Origin of the sequence: Nocardia sp. NPDC005978 (genome assembly GCF_040614455.1) — a bacterium.
GTDB lineage: Bacteria > Actinomycetota > Actinomycetes > Mycobacteriales > Mycobacteriaceae > Nocardia.
Genome location: NZ_JBEXUS010000001.1, coordinates 123,101 through 148,415 on the forward strand (window position 1 = coordinate 123,101; position 25,315 = coordinate 148,415).

Consider the following 25,315-nt stretch of genomic DNA (forward strand, 5'->3'; position numbering starts at 1 on the left):
ACGATCACCAGTAGGCCAGGGGCGGTCGACGCCGGATCAGGCGAACATCGCGGGGTTCTAGGCTGGAGGCGTGGTCAGAACACAGAGTCCAGCGGATACCGAACTGCTGGCCCACCTCAGGGGAATGGGGTTGCGGGTCAGTGCCGCTCAGCTCGAGCGGTGGCGACATGCCGGTGCATTGCCGAAGCACCGGCGAACCTATCCGGGTCGCGGATCGAAATCCGTGTGTGAGCCGGAGACGGCCCGCGTTGCCGAAGCCCTTGCCGTGACGACCCGACGTGGCAGATCGATCTGTGAATCAGTGCTGAAGATTTTCACCGTCGACCCCCATCATCAGGATCTGCTGGACTCCTGCCTGGACATCCCAGAAACCGGGATTCGGTCCGCCCTCATGTGGTTTCTGACCGACGGAAGCCGAACGCTCGACAGGCGTATCGAACGAGCCATCCAACACCGTCGAGCAACCTCGGAGGATGCGGTCGATATCGCTTATCGACTGGCCTCCAGGCAGTTTCGCCACACCGGGAAGAAGTCGGACGACTTCATCAGCCGCACCAACCCCTGGCGCCGACCCGAAGGCGGCAGCGTCGAGATCGAAGCGCTCTGGCACGCTTTGGCTTTCGGCGGCGACGTCAACCCTGGCGCCGACATCGTCGCCGAAACCATGCTGCGAAGCATGCGCTTGTTTTCCGCCGATCCACATGCGCAGTACGACGAGGGAAGAACAGCGATCGAAAAGCTTTTCGGCGATCTCGAACGCACGGGGAAGGCGCCCGGACACCGCACCCAATACGTTCCGACCGTGACCCTCATGGCTCGACTCGCTGATCTCGAGTGCACGACGATTCGGGAGACTCGCGACAAACTCGCGCGCGTCGCGGAGCTGGGAAGGCGGTGTCTCCTCCTGCATGGAAGACCAGAGTTCGAGGATTCGACTGAACGTATGTTCGCGGCCAGCACGAGCTCACTCGACGCGAACGCGCTCTTTCACATGATCGTGCCTATCGCAACGTCATTGCGGACAAACGCCTGGCATCGCATGGCCGCACTGATCGTATTGATCCTCCTTGAGGACCGTAGGCTACCAACCGGCGCTGGACCTTCTTGCAGCGGCGACGTGGAGGTCTCCGCTGCCGGAATAGACACTGCCCGGCTGGAATAAGCAGCTAAACATATCAAAGCCGCAGGTCTACGACCTGCGGCTTTGATGCAGTGGTCCCAGCTGGGATCGAACCAGCGACCCCTCGCGTGTGAGGCGAGTGCTCTCCCGCTGAGCTATGAGACCGTGCGGGTGCCTTGCGGCGGGTGTCCGGGGCCGGTGTTTGTGCCGGTCCGAACGAGAAAGAACATTAACACGCACCCCCGGCGTCTCACCAAATCGCGTGCACAACGGCGTAAAACCGGCCTCCTACCGGGGAGACACTCGGCCGGGTGGCATGTCTGGAGTGTCCACCTCGAGGACTCCCCTTTCCATCGGGCTGCACGACACAGGGATAGCCGCGCACCGATCCAGCCGCCCCGGCCCGCAGTGGCTGTGGCGACAGCGCCTGTGGCGGCGACCCACCCTGCGGCGGCTGCGAGTTTGCCAGCGCCGACCGTGCCGCGACCCGCGCGCACCCACACGCGGGCGGGAGAACCCGCACGCGCCAACCACCCCCGCAGATTCCCGGCGGCCACAACCCCACCCCCACACGTCACGAACTACACCCCTGTAGTTCACATTTACCCCCTTTCACCAGGCGATTTGTTGTCCGCAACCATCGTCGGCTAATGTTCTTTCTCGTCAGCCGGACAGCCGAGAGGCGCCGGGGACAGAATGCGGATGTAGCGCAGTGGTAGCGCATCACCTTGCCAAGGTGAGGGTCGCGGGTTCGAATCCCGTCATCCGCTCGAAGGCCAACCGGCCTGGGTTGGCGGTGTGGCCGAGTGGTGAGGCAACGGCCTGCAAAGCCGTGCACACGGGTTCGATTCCCGTCGCCGCCTCTTAGTAAGAGGCACCAAGCAAGCGCGATTAGCTCAGCGGGAGAGCGCTTCCCTGACACGGAAGAGGTCACTGGTTCAATCCCAGTATCGCGCACCAGAACAGCGAGAAGGACCCGGTTCACACCGGGTCTTTTTTGTTATTCCGGGCTCTGATCAGGACAGGAAGCGCCGACCGTGGCCAAGCCGAACCGCAAGCACCGGGCAGCCAAGCTGGCTGCCAGGCAGGGCGGGGCCGAGTTCTGGGCGATCTTGAACGGCGGGGCCGATCGGCCGCCTACCGCGCAGGAGATCGGGAACGCGCTGGTCGAGGTCGCGTTGCAGACCGTTCGGCTCGGGAACTCGGGGGCGGTGTTCGCGCGGACCTTCGGGGCGCAGCTCGCGGGAGAAGAGCAGCTCGCGGCGGAGATCGCGCGCGGCGCGGGGCTCGCCGGGCAGCGGGTGATCGCGACGGTGTTCGAGAACGGCTGGCTGCCGGCGGATGTGTGGGAGGCCGCGCGGCGGCGGGTCGACGAGTTCGCGACCGGACTGCTGCTGGATTCGATGGCCGCCTATGTCGAGCCGTTCGCGCGGGAATCGGTCGACGAGACCTGGCTGGCGCAGCTCGAGGACATCGGCGCGCGCACCTGGTGGTCGCGCGAGGAACCGCATTTCGAGCAGTGGGCCGCACGGCAGATGCTCACGCGTGAGGAAGCGCTGACCACAGTCGTCGAGGCACTCGCGCTGCTGGTCGGACTGCCGAAGATGGAACGTATCCGGGCCCTGCCGGGTAAGGCGCGGCCGCGCACCGAGACACCGCATCACATCGACGAGAAGGCACTGAGCCGGGTGCGGGGGCTGCTGGCCAAGGCCGAGTCGACGTCGTTTCCCGAAGAGGCCGAGGCACTCTCGGCCAAGGCTCAGGAGCTGATGACCAAGTACGCCCTGGACCGGGTGCTGGTCGAGGCGGACGCCGCGGCCCCGGATCTGCCGGGCGCACGGCGCATCTGGCTCGATACGCCCTACGTCGACGCCAAGGCGCTGCTCATCGACGTGGTCGCCACGGCGAACCGGTGCCGCGCGATCTTCGCCTCGGACTGGGGATTCGTCACCATCGTGGGCGACGACGCCGATCTGGACGCGGTCGAGCTGCTGTCCACCTCGCTGCTCGTGCAGGCCACGCGCGCCATGATCGCCAGCGGGAACAAGGAATCCCGGAGCGAGGAGGCGCGCAGCCGGGCCTTCCGCAAGGCGTTCCTGGTCTCGTACGCCACCCGGATCGGTGAGCGGCTGGCGGCCGCCACCGCGGCGACCATCGCGGAATCGGCTGCGCCGGAACGCCTGTTGCCGGTGTTGGCCTCGCACGAGATCGCGGTGAACGCGGCGTTCGAGGCGCTGTTCCCGCGCAGTCGCAGCCGGGGCATCGCGATTCGCAGCGCCGAGGGCTGGGACGCCGGGCGGGCGGCGGCCGACCGCGCCCGGCTCGACTCGCGGCGGCCGATCGACAAATGACCCCGGGCACATCCCCATTGACCATTCGCGCTGATCGGGATCGAGGTTCGCTCATGTGCAGACTGCTCGGTAGGCTTCAGCACCGTTGTGCCACGGTGCTGTGCTGCCGCGGCGACGAACGGTAGGAGGTTCGCGTGCCGTTGCTGCGCGGAGATGTAGTGGCCGGGTACACCGTTGAGCGACGGCTCGGGGTGGGCGGCATGGGGTCGGTGTATCTGGCCCGCGACGCGGCTGGCCGGCCGGTGGCGCTCAAGGTGCTCGACGACGTGTTCGCGACGCGGGTGCGTGCCGCCTCGACCGCCGGTGGCGAGCGGCCGTGGGCGAAGTTCGCGCGGGCGGCGCGGGGGCTCGAACATCCGAACATCGTGCGCGTGACCGCTACCGGAACGCCGGCGGATGAACCGCTGTGGATCGCAACCGAATTCGTCGACGGCATCGATGCCGGGCAGCTGCTCAGGCACGGGGTGGTGGATCCGAGCCGTGCGGTCGGGGTGATCGAGGCTGCCGCGCGCGCGGTGGGGTACGCGCGTTCGGCGGGTGTCCGGCACGGGGACATCCGGCCGTCGAATCTGCTTGTCGGCCGCGACGATCGGGTGCTGGTGACGGGCTTCGGGCTCGCCGACGCCTTCGGGGACGCCGGCCGCGCCGACCCGGCCACCTTCGCCTATGCCGCGCCCGAGCGGTTCTCCGGCGGCGCGCTGGACGAGCGCTCCGAGGTGTACGCGCTGGGCTGCGTGCTCTACGAATTGCTGACCGGCAGTACGCCGTTCCCGCACGCCGATCCGGCGGCGGTCATGGCCGCGCATCTGGGCACGGTTCCCGCCGCGCCGAGCACCTTGCGGGGCGTGCCCGCCGCGTTGGACGCGGTAGTCGCGACGGCCCTGGCCAAGGATCCGGACGGGCGCTTCGCGAGTTGTCAGGCTTTCGCTCTCGCCGCGGCCGCAGCGTTGACGACGACCGCGCCCACGGGGCAGAGCCTCGCACCGGTCGTCGCCGATTCCAGCGTGGCCACCCGGGATTTCGCGACCGCTGTACCCCTGCTGACCGAGACGCCCGGGATCGACGCACCTGCGACGCAGACCGCGCCGGCGAACCCCGAGGTTCCCGAGGTCGCACACCGGCCGCGGACACCGAGCCGTCCTGTCCCCGCGCCGCCCAAGCGGTCCCGTACCACCCGGATCCTGACGGCGGCCGGATCGGCCGTCATGCTCGTCGGCACCCTCGTGCTGATCGCCATGGAGATGGATCCGGGCCGGGATCAGGCGGTCGCCGAACCGGTGGGCACGTCGGCGGCACCCGCCACCTCGAGCGCCGCGCCGACGGCGATCGCGCCCACCGCCACTCCCCCGGTGTCGGCCGCGAACGCCGTCAAAGCCGTTGCCCCGGCGCCGGAGTCTTCGCCGCCGCTCACCTCGACGACGCCGCCCTCGGTGACCGATGTGCCGGTCACCATCGAGCCGTCGGTCACCGCCGAGCCGCTGCCCGCCGTCACGCCCACGTCCGAACTCGCCGCGCCCGTCACCACGGATGTCCCGATCGCCCAGGACATCGACTCCATGGCCCGGGCCCAGTGCCCCGGTTACGTCACCCTGGTCCGTGAGCACGGGACCGACGGCGCGCTGGCGGTATTGCAGAGCCAGCCCAGCTGGACCCTGGACCCCGGTCAGGGCCGAGCCGTACTGCAGGAGGCCCTTCGACTGTCCGATGCCGGACAGTGCGGGTGAGCGGTGGCCGGCTCGGCAACCGAGGCCGAGTTCTCGCGCCGTTTACGCTCTCCCGCCTGAACACCCGGCACACTGCCGCCTTCACCGGTCGGGAATGGCCGCCCAGGACTCCGTGAGAGCCGCGCGGAACAGCTCGCGGCTGTCCTCCTCGCCCAGACGCGCGAACCTGGTGAACGGCGCGGCGCCCAGCAGCCGGCCGACGGAGATGGCCGCGCCGGATCGTTTGAGGTCGTAGAGCTTTTCGAAGCGGCGGATCCCGAAGGTGACGTCGTGGCGTAGCGCGGACAATCGGGTCGCCACCCGGCCTTCGCGGCGGTGATCGTATTCGCCCAGGGCCAGGAAGCGGTCGTCCACGATCAGCATGCCCGTCACGCCCCGGGCGTGTTCGCCCTTCACGACGAGGTTCTCCACGCCCGCGCGCGTCAGCCGCCAGAGTTTGTCCTCGTACGGCCAGAGTTCCTCGATGGCGTCCAGGATGTAGATGCGCCGCATGTCCACGCGCGCGGCCCCGCTCCTGGAGGCGATTTCGACCATGGCCGCGTGATAGTCGTCGCCCGCCTCGCCGCCGATCGAGCCCAGGGCGGCGACGTGGACCGCCCGGACCGAGCGGGTGGCCTGCGCCAGGATCGTCAGCCAGTCGCGGACGGTGTTCCACTCCCAGATGGTGGCGCTGCTCAAGGGCACCTGCGCCAGCGCCTCCTCCGCGCGCCGCAGCTGCCGAACGGCGATGGCGTGCAGCGGTTCCGGGGCCTGCTCCGCCTCGATCAGGCTCTGCGCGATGTCCAGCGCCCGGGTGGCGGCGGCGGGATCGCGGCCGAGCAGGACGTTGAATCGCATGCGGAGAGCGTCCAATCCGGCGTCGGCGGCGTCCGGCGGGTGGGTGACGCGGCCGGTGGCGGGCAGACTCTCGCCCAGGACCAGGCTGAGCCGCTCGCGCAGGGAGAGCTGGGGTATCCGGGCGCCGCTCTCGATCTGCTGAATCAGGCTGCGGGAGCACTGGACCCGGTCGGCCAGCGTCTGCTGGGTCAGCCCGCGCTCCTTGCGGAGCCTGCGGATCAGCTCCCCGATCGGCTCGCCCATCGAACCCGCGCGTGCCATCCCCGGCCCCTTACCGATGCCCACGGTGTGTCATTCGAGCGTAGTTCGTGGCACCGGACGCCACCAGAGATCCGATGATTCAGTGCCGCGCCTGGCAATACGCCGATTGCCCGGGCAATTGTCACGGGACGGCAGGCAATTCGATGGATGCCACCGATTCGCGGTCGTAGGTTTGCCGGGAACGCACCCGCACCGAAGAGGCGAAACACTATGGCGCTCACAGTAACCGAGTGGCTGATCACCAGTGACACCACGCCCGAGACCGCCCATTACATTCCGACCGCGCGGGGCGGGGAATGGGTCTTGAGCTGGCTGCCGGATCGCGCGCTGAATCGCGAGCAGGCCATCAGCGGAATGGTGCTGGACGAATTTCTGAGTGATCCCGCGCCGGCCGATGACGTCTTCGCGCTGGAATTGGCCGATGTGCGCGCCGCGCAGTTGGGCATCGAGCTCGAGGACGCGATCCTGCGGCTGTGCGCCCGCATGCTCGAGCGGGTCGAGCCGCCCGCGATGGTTCCCGACGCACCGCACGCGTGGCGCATCCGCGAATTCACCGTCCCGCACCGGGTTCGGTTCGCCGCGCTCTCGATCGCCGCGGTGCTCGCGCGCACGCTCTACGCCGTCGCCACGCTCCCCTCGCTGTGCTTCGTCGGGGCGGCGCTGATCGTCTCTCGCCTCACCGACAGCGGCTGGGCGCTGGTGACGGCCACCCTCGCCACCGCGACCCTGGCCGGGGTCCTGACCCTCATCCAGATCGCGTGAATCGCCGCCCGGGCGTTCGAATCCCGCGCAAGGGGCCCGGCAGCCGCCGGGCCCCCGCTCTACTGCTCCGGCCTATCGCCGGCCGAGATCAGCGGGCGGACGCACTGGCCGACAGGCTGCCGAGCACCCCGTCCCAGTAGCCGTTGCCGAACGCGCTGCCCAGCTGGGCGGCGGTGCTGCCCGTGCTCACCGAGCCCGCGCCGATGGCATTGCCCAGATCCTCCGCCGACCCGGTGGTCACGGGCACATCCGCGGGGGCCGCGTCGACCTCGGAGGCCGTGAGTGGAACCCCCTCCGCACCAGCCGTGCCCGCGATACCGCCGAGGAAGGCGCAGGCGGCTACACCGACGAGAATGGTTCGTTTCATGAAGTTGTCCTCTTATCTCGAGCCGAGGCATCGCGGGGCTCTCCCCGCTCCGCCGGAGAGAGCATATGAAAGAGGAGCGGTTCAGACTACGGTTTCGGAAGACCCCAATATTTGGGCCGTGCGTTTGTGAGCTATCGCGTGTTTGTCGCGACACGCCAGGCCAACACGAGGAGAACCTCCGTCCACGGAGCAGGAAGCCCCTAGCCGATGTTCGGGTCGCTGGGTAGGATTCCGCACCGTTACGCCTCGGGTTTGCATTACCGCGGCCCGGGATGGTAGGAGGTGCGCGTGCCGCTGCTGCGCGGAGATGTGTTGTCCGGCTACACCATTGATCGACTGATCGGTGAGGGTGAGCTGGGGGCGGTGTATGCCGCCCGGGACTCGAACACGGGGCGGATGCTGGCGCTCCGCGTCATCGACGATGATTTCGCAGGTAGAGACGGTGCGCGGGCGCGTTTTAGGCGCGAGGCCGCGCTGCTGGTCGGGGTCGACCATCCCAATATCGCCTCGGTGGACGACTACGGCGCGGCGACCGACGAACAGCTCTGGATCGCCGGGCAATTCATCGACGGGGTCGACGGCGCGCAGTTGCTGGAGAATGGCCCGATCGCGCCCGGGCGGGCGGTCACGCTCATCGCGGCGGCCGCGCCGGGGCTCGATCACGCGCACCGCGAAGGGATTCTGCACGGGAACATCAAGCCCGGAAATCTCATCGTGCGACAGGACGGCGGCGAACTCCGGGTACTGGTCACCGATTTCGGCATCGCGCGGGCGCTCGACGATCTGGGCACCGCCAGCTACGCCTACACCGCGCCCGAGCGGTTCGCGAACGATCTTCCCGTCGATCATCGGGCCGACGTGTATTCGCTGGGCAGCGTGCTCTACGAATTCCTCACTGGAAGAACGCCCTTCCCCCGGACGGATCCGCAGGCGGTGCAGATCGCGCACCGGAGGGTGGCGCCGGTCGCGCCGAGCCTGGTGCGGCCCGAGCTGACCACGGCGTTCGACGAGGTGATCGCCACCGCGCTGGCCAAGGATCCCGAGCAGCGCTATCAGAGCTGCGGGGCGCTGGCGGACGCGGCGCTGGCGGCGCTGACCGACGCCTCGCTCGGGGCGTCGGGGCTCGGCGGGATCACCCGGCAGGCGGCCCCGGAGGTGTTCGCGGCCGTCGCGGCCCCGCCCGCTCCGCCGGTGGTCAGTGCGCAGGCGCGCAACGCTTTTCGCGGCAGCGGGGTGATGCTGAGCGCGGCCGCCGCGGTACTCGTGGTCGGCATCGTATCGGTGATCGCGGTGGAGATGAATCGTGACACCGACAGACCCGGGGTGGCGATTCCGGCCGCCACGTCGGCGGTCGCGTCGAGCACCGAGGTGACCGCGCCGCCCGCGACCGAGCCGCTCCCCGAAGTGCCGCCCGGCGAGTTGGCGATCCCGGCCGAACCGCTGCCCGAGGGCGTGCTGCCCGAGCCGACGGTCGTCACCGAACCGCTTCCCGAGGCGGTTGTCCCGGCTCCGGTCGAGCCGCTGCCGGACGCGAGCCTGCCCGTGCCGCCCGTCGAGCCGGCCCCGGAGACGACGGCACCCGCGACCACGGCACCCGAAACCACCGTGCCGGAGACGACCGCGGCCGAGCCGCTGCCGCAGGAGACCATTCCCGCGCCGGTCACCACCGAGCCGCTCACCGAAACCACGCTGCCGGAGCCGTTGCCGCCGAGTTCGGACATCACCGCCATCGCACAGGCGCAGTGCCACGGGTACGTCACCCTCGTGCAGCAGAACGGCGAGGCGGGTGCGCTGGCCATCGTGGAGAGTCAGGCGGCTCAGTACCTCGAACCCGTGCAGGATCCCGCGGTGGTGCGCGAGGCCATTCGATTGGTCGCTGCCGGACAGTGCGCGGGGTGATGGTCCGCGCACCACGAATAGCCCCGTATACAGGCGATTTGCTATTTGACCCTGTTTGTCCCTAAAGTTCTGTCCCGCAAGCCGATCGGGTCACGAGCCCGGGCGAGCAGGCGGATGTAGCGCAGTGGTAGCGCATCACCTTGCCAAGGTGAGGGTCGCGAGTTCGAATCTCGTCATCCGCTCAACGGGGGAACACGCGCGATTAGCTCAGCGGGAGAGCGCTTCCCTGACACGGAAGAGGTCACTGGTTCAATCCCAGTATCGCGCACCATGATTGGCGGAAGGGCCCGGTTCACACCGGGCCCTTCCGCCGTTCGAGGCAGGGGATACTCGAGGGGTGAGTCGAGAGGATCTGCCCGAGCCGGACGAGCGGCCGGAGTTGGGGATGCGGCCGGCGTGGCGGTTGACGTGGTCGCCGTGTTTTCCGGTCGCGGCGATGGTCGAGGGGCACGTATGGGTGCTGCGGCTCAACAGCTTTCCCGATCATCCGATGTGGACGCTGTTCGTGGACGGGACGCGGCGGTTCGACGTGGAGGCGATGCCGGAGAGCTGGGGTAGGCCGCTCCGGATCGGGACGCGGCCCGCGGGGCCGAGGGCGGCTCGGCGGATGCTCGCCGGGGTGCGCGAGTACACCGTGTACGGGAGCGAAGTCGGGGATCCCTGCGAGGATCCGTTCTGCTGCGGGTAGGAGACGGGCGGGTGGACGAGCGGTGGGCGGGGCGGGGGTGGTTGCGGCCCGGGTTGTTGATGGTAGAGGGGGTGGTCGGGCTCGCGCGGCCGCACTCGCACCACACCGTGCAGGTGATCACCGGGGCGGCGGGGATCGAGATCGGGGACGGGCAGGGCGGGCGAGTGGAGTGCATGGCAGCGGTGATTCCGCCGGACACCGTGCACGAGGTGGTGCGGGGCGCTGCCGCCGGGCGGATCGTGCACTTCGATCCCGAATCGGTGGCGGGGGCGCGGCTGCTCGCGATGATCTCGCGGGCGGACGGGGTCGGCGGGTGGGTGCGGGCCGGTGGTGAATTGTGCTCGGACGCAGAGTGGTTCGCGGGAGTCGAGCGCTCCGCTACAGAGCTGGCGGGACGGGATCGCCACCCGGCGGTGACGACCGTGCTGACCCTGCTGCCCGGCCGATTGGAAGCCGGGCCGGTGCGGCTGGGTGAACTGGCCCGCGAGGCAGGCATCTCGGAAGGCCGCCTGGCACACGTGTTCTCCGCCGATATGGGTTTGCCGTTCCGTCCCTACGTGCGGTGGCTGCGCATGCGGCTGGCGATTCGCTTTCTGGCCGAAGGACATTCGCTGACGGCAGCCGCGCACGGTGCGGGATTCGCCGACAGCGCGCACCTGACCCGGGTCTGCCGGGGCATGTTCGGCGGGCCGCCGTCGGAGTTCGGCTGGATCGCGTGGGACGTTTCCCGGGGCTGGACGTAGCAGGTTTGTTCAAGCCCCATCCGGGTCCGCCGGTTCAGGCTTGCGGGGTCCACCCGAACAGAGGAGACCCCGTGGCACCGATGCCGCCCACCGTCCGAGCAGCCTTCGACACCGAACTCGCGCTGTCCCGCACCGCACCCACCCTCGAAACCCGCTGGCGCGCACTGGAACGCGCCCACATCCTCTCCCAGCCCTGGCCCCTGCCCCACACCCGCGCCCACTGGTCGATGCTGGTCCTGGCCCTGCACACCCGCGACGTGCAGGAGGCCTGCGGTCAGGTGCTCCGCCTGCTCGTGGCCGGTCCCGGCAGCGCGACCGGCCGCGCACCCGTGGGCAATACCGGCCGCACAGCGGTCGGGATCATGACCCCGATGCCGATCCCCGCGGACCTGGCGGCGATCCTGGCCGGCGCCGAGTCGCCGACGACGGTGAGCCGGGCGAGCTGAGTCGCACCGTCCCGGACGGCGGGCGGCACGAGCACACCGCAGCTATCTCACCTCACCTCGCCCGCCTGATTCAGGGACTCGCGTCGCACCGGCTGTCAGAGCAACGGTGGGCACGACGCAGCGCATCCGGCCCGCCTCGCGCGCCCGGGTTGAGGACCTGCCTCGGACCGGCAGTCGCAACAGGGAGTCGGCAACACCCACACCACATCTCACCCACGTCGCGCACCCCGTCAGAGCAGGCATCCACGCCACCTCGCACGCCCGATGCAGGGACGAGCTGCGCGTCGACCGTCGGAGCAGACGGCGGGCCAACTCACCGCATCCGCCTGACCTCGCCTGCTTGGCTAGGGGGTCTGATTCGCATCGGCGATCGGAGCGGAAGCCGACAGGGGCCCACACCGACTCTCCTCGTGTCGCGCGGTTCAGTTCGGCGCAGCGGGTTTGCGGCGGATCGGAGCGAAAGTCTCGACCGGCGCATTCGTGAGGAAGTCGAGGAGGATCGCGTGGCAGAGAGACGGTTTCTCGGACAGGAGACCGTGGGAGGTGCCGGGGACCACCGCCAGTTCGGCGTTGGGGAGGGACTCGTAGAGGGATTGGGCGTGGGTGGGGAGAACCTCGTCGTCGTCGCCCAGGAGGATCAGGGTTCGGGTCGGGAGGGTTGCGAGGTCGGCGGGGGTCAGGGCGGGTTGGGTCGTGTGTTCGGCGGCTATCTTGCGCAGGATCGTGTCGTAGTGGGCGCGGCCGTGGGGGGAGACCTCCGCGTAGGCGTCGCGCATGAAGTCCGGTGGGGTCAGATCCTGGTCGAGAATGCCGGGGGCCCAGCCGGATCGGTGGTACACGCCGGCCACCAGGATCAGGTGGGTGATCAGGTCGGGGCGGCGCAGGGCCGTCAACAGGGCCACCGTCGCGCCGTCGCTGTAGCCGAGCAGGGCCGTGGGCGCGGTGATGACCTGTTCCAGGAAGTCGACCGTGTCGTTCGCCATCAGGTCGAAGGTCAGGGGGCCGTCGACGTCGGGGGTGTGGCCGTGGCCGCGACGGTCGGGGGTGAAGACGTGGAAGTGCTCGGACAGGGCGGGCACGTTGGGGGTGAAGGCACGCGAGTCGACGGCCGCGGGGTGCAGGAGCAGCAGGGGGTCGCCCGCGCCGTAGTCGCGGTACCACAGGGGTGTTGTGCTCGACTGCGTCATTCGCCGACCTCTTTCGGTACCGTGCCGCAGCACCGCACCGCGGCGGGATGCTGCCGGAGGCGGACGCCGCACGACGCCCGGCCCATCACCGTATGCCGTGCCGAGCGCCGCCCCGGGAATCCCACCGCCGGTGGGCGGTGCGGGATCGTCGTTCGATCGATGATGAGACGGTGCGGGCGGCGGTAAATCATCGGTGCGATCGCGGCCGATCGATCCCGGGACGTCAGAGGCGACTGGACAGGCGGGCCAGTGCCAGGCGCGTGAACGGGCGGACCAGGGGCGCGGTCCAGCGCAGTGGAACGAAAGCCAGGATTCCCGGGCGGCCACGCAGCGTCCAGGTGACCGTGGTGCCGGTCGCGTCGGGCACCAGCTGGTAGTCCTGCCGGTAGGAGTGCACCAGCAGCGGGATCGAGGTGCGGAACCCGATGGTGCTCAGGTGCTCGCTGGGATTGTCCGAGAGCACCTGTTCGGTGGCGGCGAACAGGTAGGTGCTGAAGCTGCGGGCGGCCCCGACGCCGCGGGCGGGGGTCGGATAGCTGATTCCGGCGGTCAGCGGCAGCCACGAGAACGCGCCCTGTTCCAGGGCCGCGTATACCCGGGACGGTTCGGCGGCGAAGTGGTGCCTGGTGGTGACCCGGAACGAATGCGTCTGCCGGAGCAGAGGTTTGAGGTCGTCCCGGCACAGGGGCAGGACGGTGTCCCGGACGATGCCCGCCCGCCGGTGCAGCATCGAGGCCGCGGTCGAGCCGGTGAACAGGGCCAGGGATGCGAGCGCGAGGAGTACGACGGCGAACATGGCGACCTCGGATGCCGATCTACTGCTGGGGTTTGGGTAGTTGCGGCGAATCGACCTTGTCGATGAGCCAGCGCCCGTCGACCTGTCGCAGGGACAGGCCGATGGTGAGCTGACCGGTGCGCGGTTGGCCGGAAGTTCCGGCGCTGCTGATGGTTTGGGTGATGGCGACCAGTGCGTCGGCGGTGTCCGCGGTGGCGGTTTTCAGCGCGCACTGCACGTCGGTGGCCTTGGACGTGACCTGGCCCTGGATCAGGACCTCGCGCAAATCCTTACTGGTGCTGTCGAATTCCTTCTGCCAGGCTCCGGTCGCGCCGGCCAGGACCGCGCCGAAGTAGCCGTCGATGGTCTTGGCGTCGTAGTTCGCCAGAACCGGGCCGTAGTCGCAGGCGGCCCGCAGCGCGTCGGTGCGAGCTTGTTCGCGGGCGGTGAGATCGCGGTCGTGCAGGCCGAACACCGTCGCGACGGCGGTGGCGGCCAGGCAGCCGACTGCCGCGAGTGCCAGCGGAAGGTGGCGGCGCAGAGCGGATTTCGCCGGAGTGGAGGCATCCTCCTTGGCGGTTTCCGGTTCGGTCGCGTCCGCATCGGACGGCAGATCTACGGCAGCGGGCTGGTTCTCGGCCGGCTGCGGTTCGGGTGTCTCGGTCATGGTGCGCGCTTCTCCTGGCTGGTCAACGCCCCGGAAGGGGCTCGGACAGTTCGTTTCCCGTGACGCCGGGCGGCAATCCCGCGCCGTTGTCCGGGATGTCGGGCCGCGGGGCATTGGCCGACCCGCGCAGCTGCTGCGCGGGATCGGTGCTCACGCAGTAGTTGTAGAGCCGCAGCCGCCCGTCGCTGACCTGCGCGGGCGACACCGGGATGGTGTCGTACACGCAGGTGGGCCGGGGCCAGATGTCGAGCATGGTGTTGAAGGCCCCGTCGTGCGCGGCCACGCCGATCGCCGCCGAACCCACCCGCAGGGCGGGGAACAGGGCCGTCAGCGCGGGGGTGCGCAGCCGGGCGGCGCGGGTGATGGCCACGAAGTTCGTGACCAGATTGGTGATGGGGTCCGAGGTTTCGGTGAGCAGCCCGCCCAGGGTGTCGAGTTGCCCGGGCGTGCGCTCGAGCAGGTCGCGCACCTCCTGGTCGGCGGCGCCGAGCTGGGCGAACAGCTCCCCCGACCCGCGCACGAGGGTGCCGAGGTCGGGTTGGGCGTGGCTGGTGGTCTCGGCGATCACCTGGAGGTTCCGCACCAGCTGCCGAGTCTGGGGCAGCAGGTCGGTCATGCCCGCGAGCGCGTGGCTCAATCCGCTGATGACGCTGCGGAGTTTGCCGGGGCCGTCGGCCAAGGCCCTGTCCAGCTCGTCCACGATGACGGTGAGCCGGTCCGGGTTGAGCCCGGCGATGAGCCCGCCGGTGTTGGCCAGGAACGATTCGACGGTGACCGGCGTGCTCACCCGGTCGGCCGCGATGACCGATTCCGAGTCCAGGTAGGGCGCGCGATCGGCGGCGGGCTGGAAGTCCAGGTACTGCTCCCCCGCCGCGGACAACCGCTGCACGAAGACCGGGCTGTCGGCGGATATCTTTGTCCCGGAGTCGATGTCGGCGACCGCGACCACGCCGTCATCGGACAGCTCCACCGTGCGCACGCTGCCCACCCGCACGCCCCGGAAGGTGACGTCGTTGCCCGGCAGCAGGCCGCCGGACCCGTTCATGAGAATCCGGACGGCGAAGGTGCGCTGGAACGGATCGAACCGGACGATGTCCACGGCCAGATAGCTGCCGCCCAGCACGAGCATGAGGACCATGCCCACGATGGCCAGGGTGAGCCGCCGTGCCAGCGCCCACTCCCCCGCGCGCAGCGCCACGGTCGCGCCGCGCACCGTGACCCGATCGAGCAGTCCCAGTGCGCCCGCGACGATTCGGCTGCCCAGCGGCGGTTTCGTAGTCTCGGTCATCGTGTCCCGCCCTGAATACGGCCGATCACCCGGGCCAGCACCTCGGCGAGACTGCCGATGAAGGCCGGGATGTCGGAGCCATCGGGAAGCCGGCTGCCCTGCGGGTCGTGCAGGGCGCCGATGCTGAGATAGGAGATCTTCGCCGCGACCGCCAGACTCGTGCCCTCGGTCGTGGCCAGCAGCGACGGATAGAGGGTGTGCAGGCCGTCCAGGGTGCCCGCGAGGTTGTCGCCCATCCGGGTGAAGCCGTCCATCAGCCGTTGCACGCTTTCGAACAGGCCCACGAATTGCGGGCCGGTGGTGTCGGCGAAATCGCCGAGCGCGGACATGGCGGTGGAGACCTTGCCCGCGAGATCGCCGATGGCCCGGTTGTTCTCCGCGAGCACGCCGATCAGCGGCGGGAACGCCTCGGCCGCCGCCCCGAGTTCGGCCTTGCGCGCGCTCAGCGTCGCGGTCAGGCCCGACAGCCCGACCAGGACGCTGTCGAGCTGGTCCGTGCGCTGATCGAGGGCGCCCAGCACCGAGGTCAATTCGACGAGCAGGTGCGACAGTTGCGGACCGCGACCGCCCACGATCGAGTTCATCTCGGTGGTGATGCGCGCGACCTGTTCCAGCGCACCGCCGTTGAGCAGCATGGCTACCGAGGACATGAGTTCCTCCACCGAGGCCCCGGCCGAGGTGTGCGACCGGTCGATGGTGTCGCCGTCGTTCAATTCGGCGGTGCCGGAATCGGTTTCGGGCAGTGTGAGGGCGACGAAGATGTCTCCGAGCGGGGTGGCCTGGCGCAGTTCGGCGCGGGTTCCGGCCGGGAGCCGGATGTCCGATCGAATGCTCAGGTCGATGGTGGCCAGGTAGCCGGCGGTTCCGATGCCGGTCACGATGCCGATATCGGTGCCGCCGATCTTCACGTGCGCCCGTTCGGGCAGGTTGAGGGCGTTGTCGAACACCGCGTGCACCGTGTAGGTGGGTCCGTCGATGCCGGGCTGGGGCAGTGGCACGTTGTCGACGGTCACCGCGCACCCGGCGAGGGTGAGCGTGGCCAGCAGCGACAGTGCGCCCTGGGCCGTCAGCGGCAGTGTGCGCCGGGCCCTCATCGGGTCAGTCCCAGCAGCGCGGCGGTCAGGCCGAAGTCGGGACCGAAGTCCATCGTGCGACCGGTCCGGCAGCCGTCGGAACGCAGCTGCACGCGTTCGCAGAACAGCGCCAGCGCCTCACCGTCCAGCAGCGATTTGTCGGTGAGCAGGTGCAGGCGCAAAGCGCCCTGTTCGGTACTCGTGGCGGCGGCGAAATTCTGGAAGAACAGCGGCGCGATGTCGACGAGTTCGGTGAGCCCGCTCGCGTTCTCGCGCATCTGGCCGGTGACCGAGGTGAGCCGGTTCAAGGCCGCGATGAGCGGTTCCCGGTTCTCGGCCACCACCGTGCTGGTGTTGGTGATGAATTCGTCGAGCTGGCTCAGCACCGCTTGCAAACCGGGAGCCTGATCACGCAGCAGGGTCATGAGTTCGGTGAGGCTGGCGCTGAAATCCCGGACCGTCCGGTCGTTGTCGGCCACGATCTGGGTGATCTCGTTGAGTTTCACGATGGTGGTGGAGATCTGGTCCTTGTTGGCGAGGGTGACCTCGAGCGCCGCGGACAGCGAGTCCAGGGTCCGGCGGATCTTGTCGCCGTTGCCGTCCAGCATCGGGAACAGCGTCCGGCTGGCCATGGGGCCGTCGGTCGGGCTACCGCGCAGGGACTGCCCGAGCTGTTCGAAATTGCGCAGGATCCGATCGAGGTCGACCGGGGTTCTGGTGCGCTCCACCGGAATATGGGCGCCGTCGGCCAGCAGCGGGCCATCGCCGGTGTAGGCGGGGGTGAGCTCGACGTGCCGGTTCGTGATCAATTGCGGGGAGACGAGCGCGGCCAGCGCGTCGGCCGGGACCTCCACGCCCCTATCCAGGCTCATGCGGACCTCCACGTACGGTCCGCGCGGGGTGATGGCGTCGATCGTGCCGACCGGCAGGCCCAGGATGGCGACCTCGTTGCCGGCGTAGAGCCCGGCGGTGTTCTCGAAATCGGCGCTGATCCGAATGCGGTCGCCGAGGAATCTGCCGGGCAGGGAGGTGAAGGCCTGGGGCAGCGTGCATCCCGTGCTCAGGATGGCTATCGCGCTCAGCAGCGTGAGCAGGTGTAGGCGTCGCATTATCGGCAGTCCTCCACCACGCCCGGCAGGCACAGCCAGTTGTCGGGGAACATCAGCCAGGGCAGATAGATGTCGCCGTACGGGCCGTTGCCGAAGGCATTGTTGAACTGGCGCAGCGTGACCGGCATGGTCCGGTAGAGCCGGTCCAGATTCTCCCTGTTCTTCACCAGCCCCTCGGACATAGTGTTCAGGTTCTGGATGAGCGGCCCGAGCTGCCCGCCGTTCTCGGCGCCCATGTCCCGCAGCGCTTTCGACACTGCGGCGATGTTGTCCAGCAGCACCCGCAGCAGATCCTGCCGCCGGGTCACCGCCTCGCCGACGGCTTCACCGCGGGTGAGCAGGAGCAGCACGCTGTTCTGGTTGTCCGAGACCAGTTGCGATACCTGGCTCATGTTCTTCAGCAGCGAATCGACCTCGTCGCGCCGATCGCTGATGACCTTGGCCAGCGCCCCGACGCTGTCCAGCGCCTGGGCGGTGAGCTCGGGCGAGTCGCCGAGCTGGCGGGTGACCGCGTCGAGGGATTGCCGCAGCAATTTCGGATCGACTCGTTCGAGGTGCTCGAAGGAGTTCTTGTAGGTGGGATCGTCCACGACCTTGGACAGGTTGTACGGGACCGAGGTGCGATCCAGGCGAATGCGGTTGCCGGGCAGCTCGTTTCCGGTCCCCGGTTCCAGGGCGATGTGGACCTTGCCGAGAATCGTGGAGATCTTGATGGCGGCGCGGGCGTCCGCGCCCAGTTCCACCGAGCGATCCAGCGCCATGCCGACCAGGATGTGACCGCGCTCGATCCGGGCGGATTTCACCGTGCCCACCTGGATGCCGGACATGTCGACGCTGTCCCCCGTGCGCAGTCCGCCGGCCTGCGCGAATTCGGCGTAGACGGTGTCCTGTCCCAGGTGCAGGCGGGACAGGACACCGGATCCCACCAGCAGCGCCAGGATGGTCGCGGCGACGCCCACCCCGAGCCACCAGTGCCGGTTCTGCCGAAAGCTCGGGATCGCCGCCCACATCCGCGATACCGGGGGCAGCCCGAAGCGGGTGAGCGCCCGGTCGAACGGGTCGACCAGCCGTGCCATGCGTTGCCTCATCGGCACACCTCCGAATGGCTGTTGCCGCCGATCTGCGATACCAGCCCGGGCGGCAGCAGAATGCCCCACAGCGATACGTCGATCGAGCAGATGTAGGAGTTGATGTACGCGCCGTCGCCGCTGATGCGCGCCAATCCCGCCAGTACGAACGGCAATTCGGCGGCGGCGGTGTCCAGGCGGGCGCCGTTGGACAGCAGCAGCTGCACGCCGGTGGCCGCGTCGGCCTGAGCCTGGGCGATGCCGGGTTTGACCCGCAGGATGAGATCGGTGAGCGAGGTCGTCGAGCCGGCGGCCAGGGTGACGGCGTTCTTCAGGGTCTCGCCCTGTTCGTACAGCCCGCTCACCAGCGCATTGGATTGCGCGATCAGGGTTTCCAGCTCGCCGCTGCGGTTAGCCAGGCCCGCCAGCACGCTGCTGAGATTGGTGATCACCTCGCCGAGGATCTGATCGCGCTGCTGGAACGTGGCGGCCAGACCGGCGGCCTGGGTGATCAGGGCGCTGAGCGACACCCCGTCACCCTGCAGCGCCTGCACCAGGGTCTGCGACAGCGAATTCACCTGATCCGGTTGCAGCACGCTGAACAGCGGTTCGAACCCGGCCAGCAGGGTGGAGACGTCGAAGGAGGATTCGGTGCGCTCGAGCGGAATAGTCGCGCCCTCCGAAAGCACCTGGGCCGCACCCGCTCCGGCCGCCAGCTCCACATAGCGCTGCCCGATGAGGTTCTGGTAGCGGATCAGCGCGCGGGTGGTGGTGTGCAGGTCCTGGTCCGCCTCGACCTTCAGCACGACCCGGGCCTTGCGCGCGGGATCGAAACCGATCTCCTCGACCCGGCCCACCCGCACGCCCGCCACCCGCACGTCGTCGCCGACGCGCAGGCCGAGCACATCGTCGAATACGGCCGAATAGCGGCGGGTGTCGCCGGGAACGGACCGTTGCAGGGTCGACCAGATGGTGTAGGTGGCGATGATGGACGCGATTACGAACACCGCGAAACCGAGTGTGGCCGAACGCGTTTTCATCACCGGGCTCCTTCCGCCGGGTGCGCCGCGACGGTGAGCGAGCCGTCCGCCAGCAGCGGGGTCAGCAGCATCGCCTGGGCGGCGTTGGGCGTCCCGCCCGTCAGCGCGCGGAGCGCGTCGGGCCCGCTGAGCGTGATCGGGCCGGCGGCGGGTTGCGCGGCGCCTGGCAGGGGCGCGAACGGGAAGGGCAGGCCGGGGATGGACGGCAACCCCGGCACCGCGGGCAGACCCGGGATCGAGGGCAGGCCCGGCAGGGCGGCAACCGGCGCCTCACCGTTGCCGCGCGGCAGCAGCTGCGCCGGAAACTCCTGCGGTGCGGTGCTTTCCGGCGCTGACCCGCAGCGCGGACCCGCCAGTGCGCCGTAGCGCGGGCAGTCCGCCGCCGTGTACTGACGGAACGGGGTGAACGAGACATCGATGGACCAGACCATCTGTTCGGCGGGCCCGTAGGTGAACACCCCGGCCAGCCTGCTCAGCGCCGTGTTCAGGTTCGCCATGGCGACCCCGATGGCGTCCGGGTCGGCGGCCAGCGCGCCGAAGGTCTCGTTCAGTCCGGACACGAGTTCCTTGCCGGAATTCGGATTTCGGGCGAACAGCGAGTTGGTGGCGTCGAGGGCGGTGCCCGCCGAGGTGAGCAGCGCCACCAGATTCGTGCGGCGGTCCACGAGGGTGCGCGCCGCGGTGACCGATTCGTTCAGGGCGTCGACGAGGTCGGGGGTGGATCGGCTCACGGCGGTGGCGGCCACGCCCAGATCGCCCAGCAGTCCGCCGATCTCGGGGATGGCGTGTACCTCCGTGATCCAGTGGTCGAGCCGTTCGATGGTCGAACCCGGCACGCGCGCACCGGGTTCCAGCGCGTCGGCCAGCGTGCCCAGGACCCGGCCCAGCTTCTCGGGCTGGATCTCGGCCAGCACCGTGCGCAGGGTGGTCAGGGTGGTCTGGAGTTCGGTGGTGGCGGAGGCGGCGTCCTCGGCGATGGTCGCACCCGAACGCAGCCCGCGCGGGGCGGGGCCGTTGTCGAGCAGTTCCAGCGCGGTGACGCCGAAGATGTTCGCGGGTACCACGCGGGCGGTCACGTTACCGGGAATCGACTGCGCGGCAGCGGGTTCGAGGTCCATCCGAACCTGCTGCCGCTTGCCCTTGGCTGCGATGTCGACCGAGTCGACGACGCCGACCAGCATGCCGCGGAACTTGACGTCCGCGCGGGCGGGGAGCCCGTCGCCGGTGCTGGTCATGATCGCCACCACCCGCACGGCACTGTCGAACGCGCCCTGGAAGCGCAGTGTGAAGAGCCCGAGCACCAGCGCGAACAGCGCCAGTACCGCCACGCCCGCGACGCCGAGGCGCTGTGCCGTGGGGCCGCGTCCGCTCGGGTCGAGAAGCATTGTCATCGTGGGGTGTTCCGTTCAGCCGGAGATGCGAATGCCGGGGTTAATGCCCCAGATGGTCATGGTGAGAAGCAGATTGGCGAAGACCACCGCGATGATCGTGACCTTGATGGCGCGACCGGCGGCCACCCCGACGCCCTCGGGTCCGCCGGCGGCGACGAACCCGTAGTAGCACTGGATGAAGGTGGCCAGCATCGTGAAGGCGATGACCTTGAGCGCCGAGTAGGCGATGTCGGTGCTGTCGAAGAACTGGTGGAAGTAGTGGTCGTAGGTGCCCGCGGTGGTGCCGCCGAGCACCAGCACGGTGAACTTGGTGGTGAGATAGGCGGTGGCGAGGCCGATGCTGTACAGCGGCAGGATGGCGACGGCGGCGGCCAGCATGCGGGTGGTCACCAGGAACGGAAGCGGCCGGATGGCAATCGATTCCAGGGCGTCGATCTCCTCGGAGATGCGCATGGAACCGATCTGGGCGGTGAAACGGCACCCGGCCTGCGCGGCGAAGGCCAGGGTCGCCAGCAGCGGCGCGAGTTCACGGGTGGTCGCGAACCCGGAGATGGCCCCGGTGAGCGGGCTCATGGTGAGCAGATCCAGGGCGCTGTGCGATTCCATGCCGACCGTCGCGCCGCCGAAGCCGCACAGGATCAGCACCACGCCCGCGGTGCCGCCGCCGACAACGAGCGACCCGTTGCCCCAGGTGACATCGCTGATCAGGCGCAGCACCTCTTTGCGATAGTGGCGCAGCACGAAGGGAATCGCGGCCAGCGCCGCCAGGAACACCGTGGCCTGGTGGCCCAGGCGCACCGGAAACTGAGCCGGTCCGCGCAGCGCGGCGGCGGCGCGCTGGGCCGGACGCAGCGCCGGCGGAACGTAATTCGCCATCTCAGAGCACCTTCGAGGGCAGCACGGTGTTGTAGATCTGGGTGATGATGACGTTGGTTCCGAACAGGATGATGGCGGAGCTGACGACCGCGGAGTTCACCGAATTCGCGACCCCGCCCGGACCGCCCCTGGTGGTGAGCCCGGTGTCGCAGGCGATGATCGCGGCGAGCGCGCCGAAGACCGCGGCCTTGAATATCGCCACCACCAGGTCCACCGCCACCGCGAACGAGGCGAAGGTGCGGATGTAGGAGCCGGGGGTGCCGGACTGGATGTAGACGTTGAACAGGTAGCCGGTGGCGAAGCCGATGAAGACCACGAACCCGCACAGCAGCATGCTGACCAGCACCGCGGCGGCGAGTCGCGGCGCCACCAGGCGGCGGATCGGATCCACGCCCATGACCTTCATGGCGTCGATCTCCTCGCGGATGGTTCGCGAGCCCAGATCCGCGCAGATGGCCGAGCCGACCGCGCCCGCGATCATCAGCGAGGTCACCAGGGGCGCGCCCTGGCGAATGATGCCCAGGCCGTTCACCGCGCCGATGAAGGTGGTCGCGCCGACCTGGCTCACCAGCGAGCCGACCTGGATCGCGACCACGACCGCGATCGGAATCGCCACCAGCAGGGTCGGAACGGCCGACACGTTGGCCATGAACGCGCACTGTCTGATGAACTCCCGATAGGGGAAGCGCCGGGCCGCCACCGAGGTCACCAACTCGGTGCTCGCGCGGGCCGCCATGACGGTCTGGCGGCCGAGCGTTTCCACCGATCGCTGCGGGTGAGAGCGCCAATAGTCGATCGCGATTCGAATGACGCGATCCCTATCCGCCGTGTGTACGGCTGACGTGGTCACTGTGTCGCCTCCCCTGGCAAAGCACGATTCCCAATTAATACTCGGGCGTAGAACTGTATTTCTACGCTCGCGTAGACTTAGTGGATGAGACAGTACCAATATGTGATCCAGGTCGCCAAGAGTCTCGAGCGATGATTTGCGAGTGACCGTGCAGAAGAAGTCGGCCGGCGTCTGGGAGATCTCACCCCCGGCGGCCGCGCGCCCCCGGCGACGCAACGCCCCGCGCCTGCCCCCGGAGCAGCGCCGGACCCAACTGCTCGACGCCGCCCTGCGCGTGGTCGGCCGCGACGGGCTCGCGCAATTGACCATGCAGGCCGTGGCCAAGGAGGCCGGGGTCGCCAAACCCGTGCTGTACGCGCTGTATCCGACCGCGCCGGAACTGGTCGGGGCGCTGCTGCATCGCGAGCACACGCGCGGCATGAACCAGGTCCTGGGATCGCTGCCCACCGAACTGCGCGGGTCCGATCCCGATCAGGAGTACACCGGCGCGGTCATGGCCTTCCTCGAGGCGGTCGCCGCGGACCCCATGCGCTGGCGGCTCATCCTCATGCACGCGGACGGGGCGCCCGCCGACTACAGTGAGTTGCTCACCGCGGCCCGCGACCAGCTCCTGACCCGCTGTATCGAATTGCTGCGCGTGGGAATGGAATTGCGCGGCGGGCCCAGGAACGCCGATGTCGAACTGATCGGCACCGTGATGCTCGGCTTCGTGGAGGTGCTGGGCCGGATGGTGCTGTCGAATCCCGCCGAGTTCCCGCCCGAACGCCTGCGCAGCACGGTCCGGGCGCTGCTGCGCACCGTGCCGCAGCAGGGCGCGGACCCTGATCCGGACGAGAAGGGCTGACCCGGAGCGGTTTTCCGCACGATCGCCGCCTCCCGGAGCGACCGCGGCAGCGAGCCACCGGCCGAACCACCCCCGATCAGTCCGGGCGACTCTGGCTGATCGCGGCGAGCGTGGCGACCACCGGGGTATCCGGGTCCGCGACCACGTTCTTGCTCAGCAGGAACTCGCCCAGTAGCGCGCACACCGATTCCGTTGTGCGGTCGACGAACTGGGCGGTGCGTTCGGGCGTCGGGGTGCCGTCCGCGCCGAGCCACAGGTCGGTGACCGAGACGACGAACCCGACCAGGCCGCGGGTCAGGTAGTCCACACCGTCGGTGTCGAGGCCGACCGCCGCGAGCAGGCCCGCACCGCGTTCGGCGAGCTGATCGGCCATGCGGCGGCCCACGTCCAGGGGCAGGCCCGGGCCGTCGGTGGGCGGGGCGACCTGGGTGAGGGCCAGGAAGCGGAAGAGGTTGGGGTACTTCGCGATCGTCTCGGTGTAGGCCTCGAGGAAGCGGCGCACGGTTGCCCGCGGCGGCTGCATCATGAGCGAGATATCCGGGGTGATCGAGCGGTAGATCTCGCGCACCATCCAGTCGGCGATGGCGCGGTCCAGATCCGACTTGTCCGAGAACAGCCGGTACAGGCGCGGTTTCGCGACGCCCATCTCCTCGGCGATGGCGCCCATGGAGGCGTACGGCCCGGTGCGGCCGATGACCCGGATCGCGCCCTGCACGACCTCGTCACGCGTCAGCGCGCGGGGGCTCGAACGCCCGGACGACCTCACAGCGGCAACCTTCTTCGGACGGGGCGTGCTCTCACCGTCGGGATTCTAGCGACCCGCGCCCCGCTCCGGGGCCGCTCCCCGATACCGCCGGTACGACCGTATCCGCCATTGTTCCTACCCACGTTGACTTTGCTCGCCGAGATCGTGACACTCATCGAAGTACCGCTGGTACTACATTATCGAACCGACAGTACTCGGCGGTGTGCGCGCACCCGCCCGGAAGGACTCCGATGCCGGGTCAGCTCGCAGATTCCACCGCTCCCGCACCGCGGGCGACGCGCGTCCCGGACCGCCGGTCGACCGTGCGCAACGGCGACATCAGCATCGCGGTCTTCGAATACGGCGCCTCCGACGCCGAACCCGTCGTGCTGGTGCACGGCTGGCCCGACACCCACCACCTGTGGGACGGCGTCATCCCCGAACTCGCGGACAAGTACCGCGTCATCGCCTACGACACCCGCGGTTACGGCGAGTCGACCGTCCCGGGCACGGTGGCGGCCTTCCGGATCGAGGAGCTCGCCCGGGACTTCTTCGCCGTCATCGACGTGCTCAGCCCCGACCGGCCCGTGCACGTGGTCGCCCACGACTGGGGTTCGGTGCAGATCTGGGAAGCGGTGTGCGAACCGGGAGCCGAACGCCGCGTGCGCTCGTTCACCTCGGTCTCGGGCCCGAACCTCGATCACCTGGGCGCCTGGATGCGCACCCGGCTCGCGCGCCCGACCCCGCGCAACGCGTGGGGCCCGATCACCCAGATGATCTCCTCGGCCTACACCGTGTTCTTCATGATTCCGGTGCTCCCGGCGCTGTTCTTCCGGGTCTTCGGATCCGCGCGGATCTGGAAGCTGTTCCTGCGCATCGTCGAGGGCACCGCCCCCGATCAGGTGCACCTCGCGCCGACCCTGCGCGCGGACATGATCTCGGGCCTGCGCTTCTATCGCGCGAACATCGTTGCGCGCCTGCGCCACCCGCGCGAGCGGCGCACCGAGGTTCCGGTGCAACTGCTCGTGAACACCCGTGACATCGCCGTCCGCCCCGCCGGGTACGACGACACCGGCCGCTGGGTCTCGACGCTGGTGCGGCACGACGCCCCGTACGGACACTGGCTGCCGTTCAGCGATCCCGCCTACCTGGCCCGGACCGCGGCCGCCTTCATCGACGCCCACTCGCGCTGACCGCGCGGCAGA

General features: G+C 69.2%; 24 protein-coding genes and 6 tRNA genes. 15 read left to right on the plus strand and 15 right to left on the minus strand.

From position 1 onward, the window contains the following. The first annotated feature begins 70 nt into the window (after nt 1-70). Nucleotides 71-1,162 carry a hypothetical protein gene (locus ABZ319_RS00590; RefSeq protein ID WP_354984141.1) on the plus strand — a complete coding sequence of 364 codons (1,092 nt, stop codon included), beginning with the start codon at nt 71-73 and terminating at the stop codon, nt 1,160-1,162. A gap of 51 nt (nt 1,163-1,213) precedes the next feature. On the opposite strand, the gene ABZ319_RS00595 is transcribed toward ABZ319_RS00590, so the two are convergent. Then, nucleotides 1,214-1,285 (minus strand) — tRNA-Val (locus ABZ319_RS00595). Between the two features lie 533 nt (nt 1,286-1,818). Here ABZ319_RS00595 and ABZ319_RS00600 point away from each other — a divergent pair. From ABZ319_RS00600 to ABZ319_RS00620, 5 genes are all read left to right on the plus strand, one after another. Next, nucleotides 1,819-1,890, plus strand: a tRNA-Gly gene (locus ABZ319_RS00600). A 22-nt stretch (nt 1,891-1,912) separates the two neighbouring features. Beyond that, a tRNA-Cys gene (locus ABZ319_RS00605) sits at nt 1,913-1,983 on the plus strand. A 22-nt stretch (nt 1,984-2,005) separates the two neighbouring features. Continuing rightward, nucleotides 2,006-2,080, plus strand: a tRNA-Val gene (locus ABZ319_RS00610). Nucleotides 2,081-2,157: 77 nt separating this feature from the next. Next, nucleotides 2,158-3,471: a DUF2786 domain-containing protein gene (locus tag ABZ319_RS00615; RefSeq protein ID WP_354984142.1), complete on the plus strand. Its 1,314-nt coding sequence runs from the start codon at nt 2,158-2,160 to the stop codon at nt 3,469-3,471. 134 nt (nt 3,472-3,605) lie between these two features. Then, nucleotides 3,606-5,195, plus strand: a complete 1,590-nt coding sequence (locus ABZ319_RS00620; protein WP_354984143.1) for a protein kinase — start codon at nt 3,606-3,608, stop codon at nt 5,193-5,195. Between the two features lie 81 nt (nt 5,196-5,276). Here the strand turns inward: ABZ319_RS00620 and ABZ319_RS00625 are convergent, their stop codons facing one another. After that, entirely contained in the window at nt 5,277-6,293 is a 1,017-nt protein-coding gene (locus ABZ319_RS00625; RefSeq protein WP_354984144.1) for a helix-turn-helix transcriptional regulator, read from the minus strand. A 210-nt stretch (nt 6,294-6,503) separates the two neighbouring features. Here ABZ319_RS00625 and ABZ319_RS00630 point away from each other — a divergent pair, with 210 nt between their 5' ends. Then, complete coding sequence (locus ABZ319_RS00630; RefSeq protein ID WP_354984145.1) at nt 6,504-7,055, plus strand: hypothetical protein; 552 nt, start codon at nt 6,504-6,506, stop codon at nt 7,053-7,055. Nucleotides 7,056-7,143: 88 nt separating this feature from the next. Here ABZ319_RS00630 and ABZ319_RS00635 read toward each other — a convergent pair whose 3' ends face one another. Further along, entirely contained in the window at nt 7,144-7,422 is a 279-nt protein-coding gene (locus ABZ319_RS00635; protein WP_354984146.1) for a hypothetical protein, read from the minus strand. Nucleotides 7,423-7,710: 288 nt separating this feature from the next. On the opposite strand from ABZ319_RS00635, the gene ABZ319_RS00640 reads away from it, so the two are divergent. The 6 genes from ABZ319_RS00640 to ABZ319_RS00665 all read left to right on the plus strand — a co-directional run bounded on the left by ABZ319_RS00640 (nt 7,711) and on the right by ABZ319_RS00665 (nt 11,198). Continuing rightward, nucleotides 7,711-9,321 (plus strand): protein kinase, encoded by a 1,611-nt coding sequence (locus tag ABZ319_RS00640; RefSeq protein ID WP_354984147.1) that lies wholly within the window; start codon nt 7,711-7,713, stop codon nt 9,319-9,321. Between the two features lie 110 nt (nt 9,322-9,431). Next, a tRNA-Gly gene (locus ABZ319_RS00645) sits at nt 9,432-9,503 on the plus strand. Nucleotides 9,504-9,517: 14 nt separating this feature from the next. After that, nucleotides 9,518-9,592, plus strand: a tRNA-Val gene (locus ABZ319_RS00650). Nucleotides 9,593-9,658: 66 nt separating this feature from the next. After that, nucleotides 9,659-10,009 (plus strand): hypothetical protein, encoded by a 351-nt coding sequence (locus ABZ319_RS00655; RefSeq protein ID WP_354984148.1) that lies wholly within the window; start codon nt 9,659-9,661, stop codon nt 10,007-10,009. 59 nt (nt 10,010-10,068) lie between these two features. After that, a complete protein-coding gene (locus ABZ319_RS00660; RefSeq protein ID WP_354984149.1) occupies nt 10,069-10,752 on the plus strand; it encodes a helix-turn-helix domain-containing protein in 684 nt (227 codons plus the stop codon). Between the two features lie 80 nt (nt 10,753-10,832). Beyond that, a complete protein-coding gene (locus tag ABZ319_RS00665) occupies nt 10,833-11,198 on the plus strand; it encodes a DUF3703 domain-containing protein (protein WP_354984235.1) in 366 nt (121 codons plus the stop codon). Between the two features lie 422 nt (nt 11,199-11,620). Here the strand turns inward: ABZ319_RS00665 and ABZ319_RS00670 are convergent, their stop codons facing one another. The 11 genes from ABZ319_RS00670 to ABZ319_RS00720 all read right to left on the minus strand — a co-directional run bounded on the left by ABZ319_RS00670 (nt 11,621) and on the right by ABZ319_RS00720 (nt 22,521). Continuing rightward, a complete protein-coding gene (locus tag ABZ319_RS00670; RefSeq protein ID WP_354984150.1) occupies nt 11,621-12,385 on the minus strand; it encodes an alpha/beta hydrolase in 765 nt (254 codons plus the stop codon). Between the two features lie 223 nt (nt 12,386-12,608). After that, nucleotides 12,609-13,181, minus strand: coding sequence for an SRPBCC family protein (locus ABZ319_RS00675; RefSeq protein ID WP_354984151.1), 573 nt, complete (start codon nt 13,179-13,181; stop codon nt 12,609-12,611). Nucleotides 13,182-13,200: 19 nt separating this feature from the next. After that, nucleotides 13,201-13,827 carry a hypothetical protein gene (locus ABZ319_RS00680; protein ID WP_354984152.1) on the minus strand — a complete coding sequence of 209 codons (627 nt, stop codon included), beginning with the start codon at nt 13,825-13,827 and terminating at the stop codon, nt 13,201-13,203. A gap of 22 nt (nt 13,828-13,849) precedes the next feature. Beyond that, nucleotides 13,850-15,115, minus strand: a complete 1,266-nt coding sequence (locus tag ABZ319_RS00685; RefSeq protein WP_354984153.1) for an MCE family protein — start codon at nt 15,113-15,115, stop codon at nt 13,850-13,852. Then, a complete protein-coding gene (locus ABZ319_RS00690; RefSeq protein WP_354984154.1) occupies nt 15,112-16,209 on the minus strand; it encodes an MCE family protein in 1,098 nt (365 codons plus the stop codon). The genes ABZ319_RS00685 and ABZ319_RS00690 overlap by 4 nt, the downstream gene beginning before the upstream one ends. Further along, entirely contained in the window at nt 16,206-17,297 is a 1,092-nt protein-coding gene (locus ABZ319_RS00695; RefSeq protein WP_354984155.1) for an MCE family protein, read from the minus strand. The genes ABZ319_RS00690 and ABZ319_RS00695 overlap by 4 nt, the downstream gene beginning before the upstream one ends. Continuing rightward, nucleotides 17,297-18,385 (minus strand): MCE family protein, encoded by a 1,089-nt coding sequence (locus tag ABZ319_RS00700; protein WP_354984156.1) that lies wholly within the window; start codon nt 18,383-18,385, stop codon nt 17,297-17,299. Before ABZ319_RS00700 ends, ABZ319_RS00695 begins: the two co-directional genes overlap by 1 nt. After that, nucleotides 18,382-19,404, minus strand: coding sequence for an MlaD family protein (locus ABZ319_RS00705; RefSeq protein WP_354984157.1), 1,023 nt, complete (start codon nt 19,402-19,404; stop codon nt 18,382-18,384). Before ABZ319_RS00705 ends, ABZ319_RS00700 begins: the two co-directional genes overlap by 4 nt. Continuing rightward, complete coding sequence (locus tag ABZ319_RS00710) at nt 19,404-20,795, minus strand: MCE family protein (protein WP_354984158.1); 1,392 nt, start codon at nt 20,793-20,795, stop codon at nt 19,404-19,406. The genes ABZ319_RS00705 and ABZ319_RS00710 overlap by 1 nt, the downstream gene beginning before the upstream one ends. Nucleotides 20,796-20,810: 15 nt before the next feature. Then, entirely contained in the window at nt 20,811-21,671 is an 861-nt protein-coding gene (locus tag ABZ319_RS00715) for an ABC transporter permease (RefSeq protein WP_354984159.1), read from the minus strand. A 1-nt stretch (nt 21,672) separates the two neighbouring features. Beyond that, the gene (locus ABZ319_RS00720; protein ID WP_354984160.1) at nt 21,673-22,521 is read right to left on the minus strand and encodes an ABC transporter permease; all 849 of its coding nucleotides are present in this window, start codon (nt 22,519-22,521) and stop codon (nt 21,673-21,675) included. Nucleotides 22,522-22,663: 142 nt separating this feature from the next. On the opposite strand from ABZ319_RS00720, the gene ABZ319_RS00725 reads away from it, so the two are divergent. Next, nucleotides 22,664-23,365 (plus strand): TetR/AcrR family transcriptional regulator, encoded by a 702-nt coding sequence (locus ABZ319_RS00725; RefSeq protein WP_354984161.1) that lies wholly within the window; start codon nt 22,664-22,666, stop codon nt 23,363-23,365. Between the two features lie 76 nt (nt 23,366-23,441). On the opposite strand, the gene ABZ319_RS00730 is transcribed toward ABZ319_RS00725, so the two are convergent. Further along, a complete protein-coding gene (locus tag ABZ319_RS00730) occupies nt 23,442-24,131 on the minus strand; it encodes a TetR/AcrR family transcriptional regulator (RefSeq protein ID WP_354984162.1) in 690 nt (229 codons plus the stop codon). A gap of 230 nt (nt 24,132-24,361) precedes the next feature. Here ABZ319_RS00730 and ABZ319_RS00735 point away from each other — a divergent pair, with 230 nt between their 5' ends. Next, nucleotides 24,362-25,303 (plus strand): alpha/beta fold hydrolase, encoded by a 942-nt coding sequence (locus ABZ319_RS00735; RefSeq protein WP_354984163.1) that lies wholly within the window; start codon nt 24,362-24,364, stop codon nt 25,301-25,303. Nucleotides 25,304-25,315 lie beyond the last annotated feature (12 nt).

What these genes read in the sequence shown, in the direction of transcription:
- ABZ319_RS00695 (WP_354984155.1), bottom strand. Translation starts at nt 17,297, where the DNA reads ATGCGACGCCTACACCTGCTCACGCTGCTGAGCGCGATAGCCATCCTG.
- ABZ319_RS00625 (WP_354984144.1), bottom strand. Translation starts at nt 6,293, where the DNA reads ATGGCACGCGCGGGTTCGATGGGCGAGCCGATCGGGGAGCTGATCCGC.
- ABZ319_RS00670 (WP_354984150.1), bottom strand. Translation starts at nt 12,385, where the DNA reads ATGACGCAGTCGAGCACAACACCCCTGTGGTACCGCGACTACGGCGCG.
- ABZ319_RS00665 (WP_354984235.1), top strand. Translation starts at nt 10,833, where the DNA reads ATGCCGCCCACCGTCCGAGCAGCCTTCGACACCGAACTCGCGCTGTCC.
- ABZ319_RS00715 (WP_354984159.1), bottom strand. Translation starts at nt 21,671, where the DNA reads ATGGCGAATTACGTTCCGCCGGCGCTGCGTCCGGCCCAGCGCGCCGCC.
- ABZ319_RS00660 (WP_354984149.1), top strand. Translation starts at nt 10,069, where the DNA reads ATGGTAGAGGGGGTGGTCGGGCTCGCGCGGCCGCACTCGCACCACACC.
- ABZ319_RS00705 (WP_354984157.1), bottom strand. Translation starts at nt 19,404, where the DNA reads ATGAAAACGCGTTCGGCCACACTCGGTTTCGCGGTGTTCGTAATCGCG.
- ABZ319_RS00690 (WP_354984154.1), bottom strand. Translation starts at nt 16,209, where the DNA reads ATGAGGGCCCGGCGCACACTGCCGCTGACGGCCCAGGGCGCACTGTCG.
- ABZ319_RS00700 (WP_354984156.1), bottom strand. Translation starts at nt 18,385, where the DNA reads ATGAGGCAACGCATGGCACGGCTGGTCGACCCGTTCGACCGGGCGCTC.
- ABZ319_RS00735 (WP_354984163.1), top strand. Translation starts at nt 24,362, where the DNA reads ATGCCGGGTCAGCTCGCAGATTCCACCGCTCCCGCACCGCGGGCGACG.
- ABZ319_RS00675 (WP_354984151.1), bottom strand. Translation starts at nt 13,181, where the DNA reads ATGTTCGCCGTCGTACTCCTCGCGCTCGCATCCCTGGCCCTGTTCACC.
- ABZ319_RS00710 (WP_354984158.1), bottom strand. Translation starts at nt 20,795, where the DNA reads ATGACAATGCTTCTCGACCCGAGCGGACGCGGCCCCACGGCACAGCGC.
- ABZ319_RS00680 (WP_354984152.1), bottom strand. Translation starts at nt 13,827, where the DNA reads ATGACCGAGACACCCGAACCGCAGCCGGCCGAGAACCAGCCCGCTGCC.
- ABZ319_RS00635 (WP_354984146.1), bottom strand. Translation starts at nt 7,422, where the DNA reads ATGAAACGAACCATTCTCGTCGGTGTAGCCGCCTGCGCCTTCCTCGGC.
- ABZ319_RS00630 (WP_354984145.1), top strand. Translation starts at nt 6,504, where the DNA reads ATGGCGCTCACAGTAACCGAGTGGCTGATCACCAGTGACACCACGCCC.
- ABZ319_RS00685 (WP_354984153.1), bottom strand. Translation starts at nt 15,115, where the DNA reads ATGACCGAGACTACGAAACCGCCGCTGGGCAGCCGAATCGTCGCGGGC.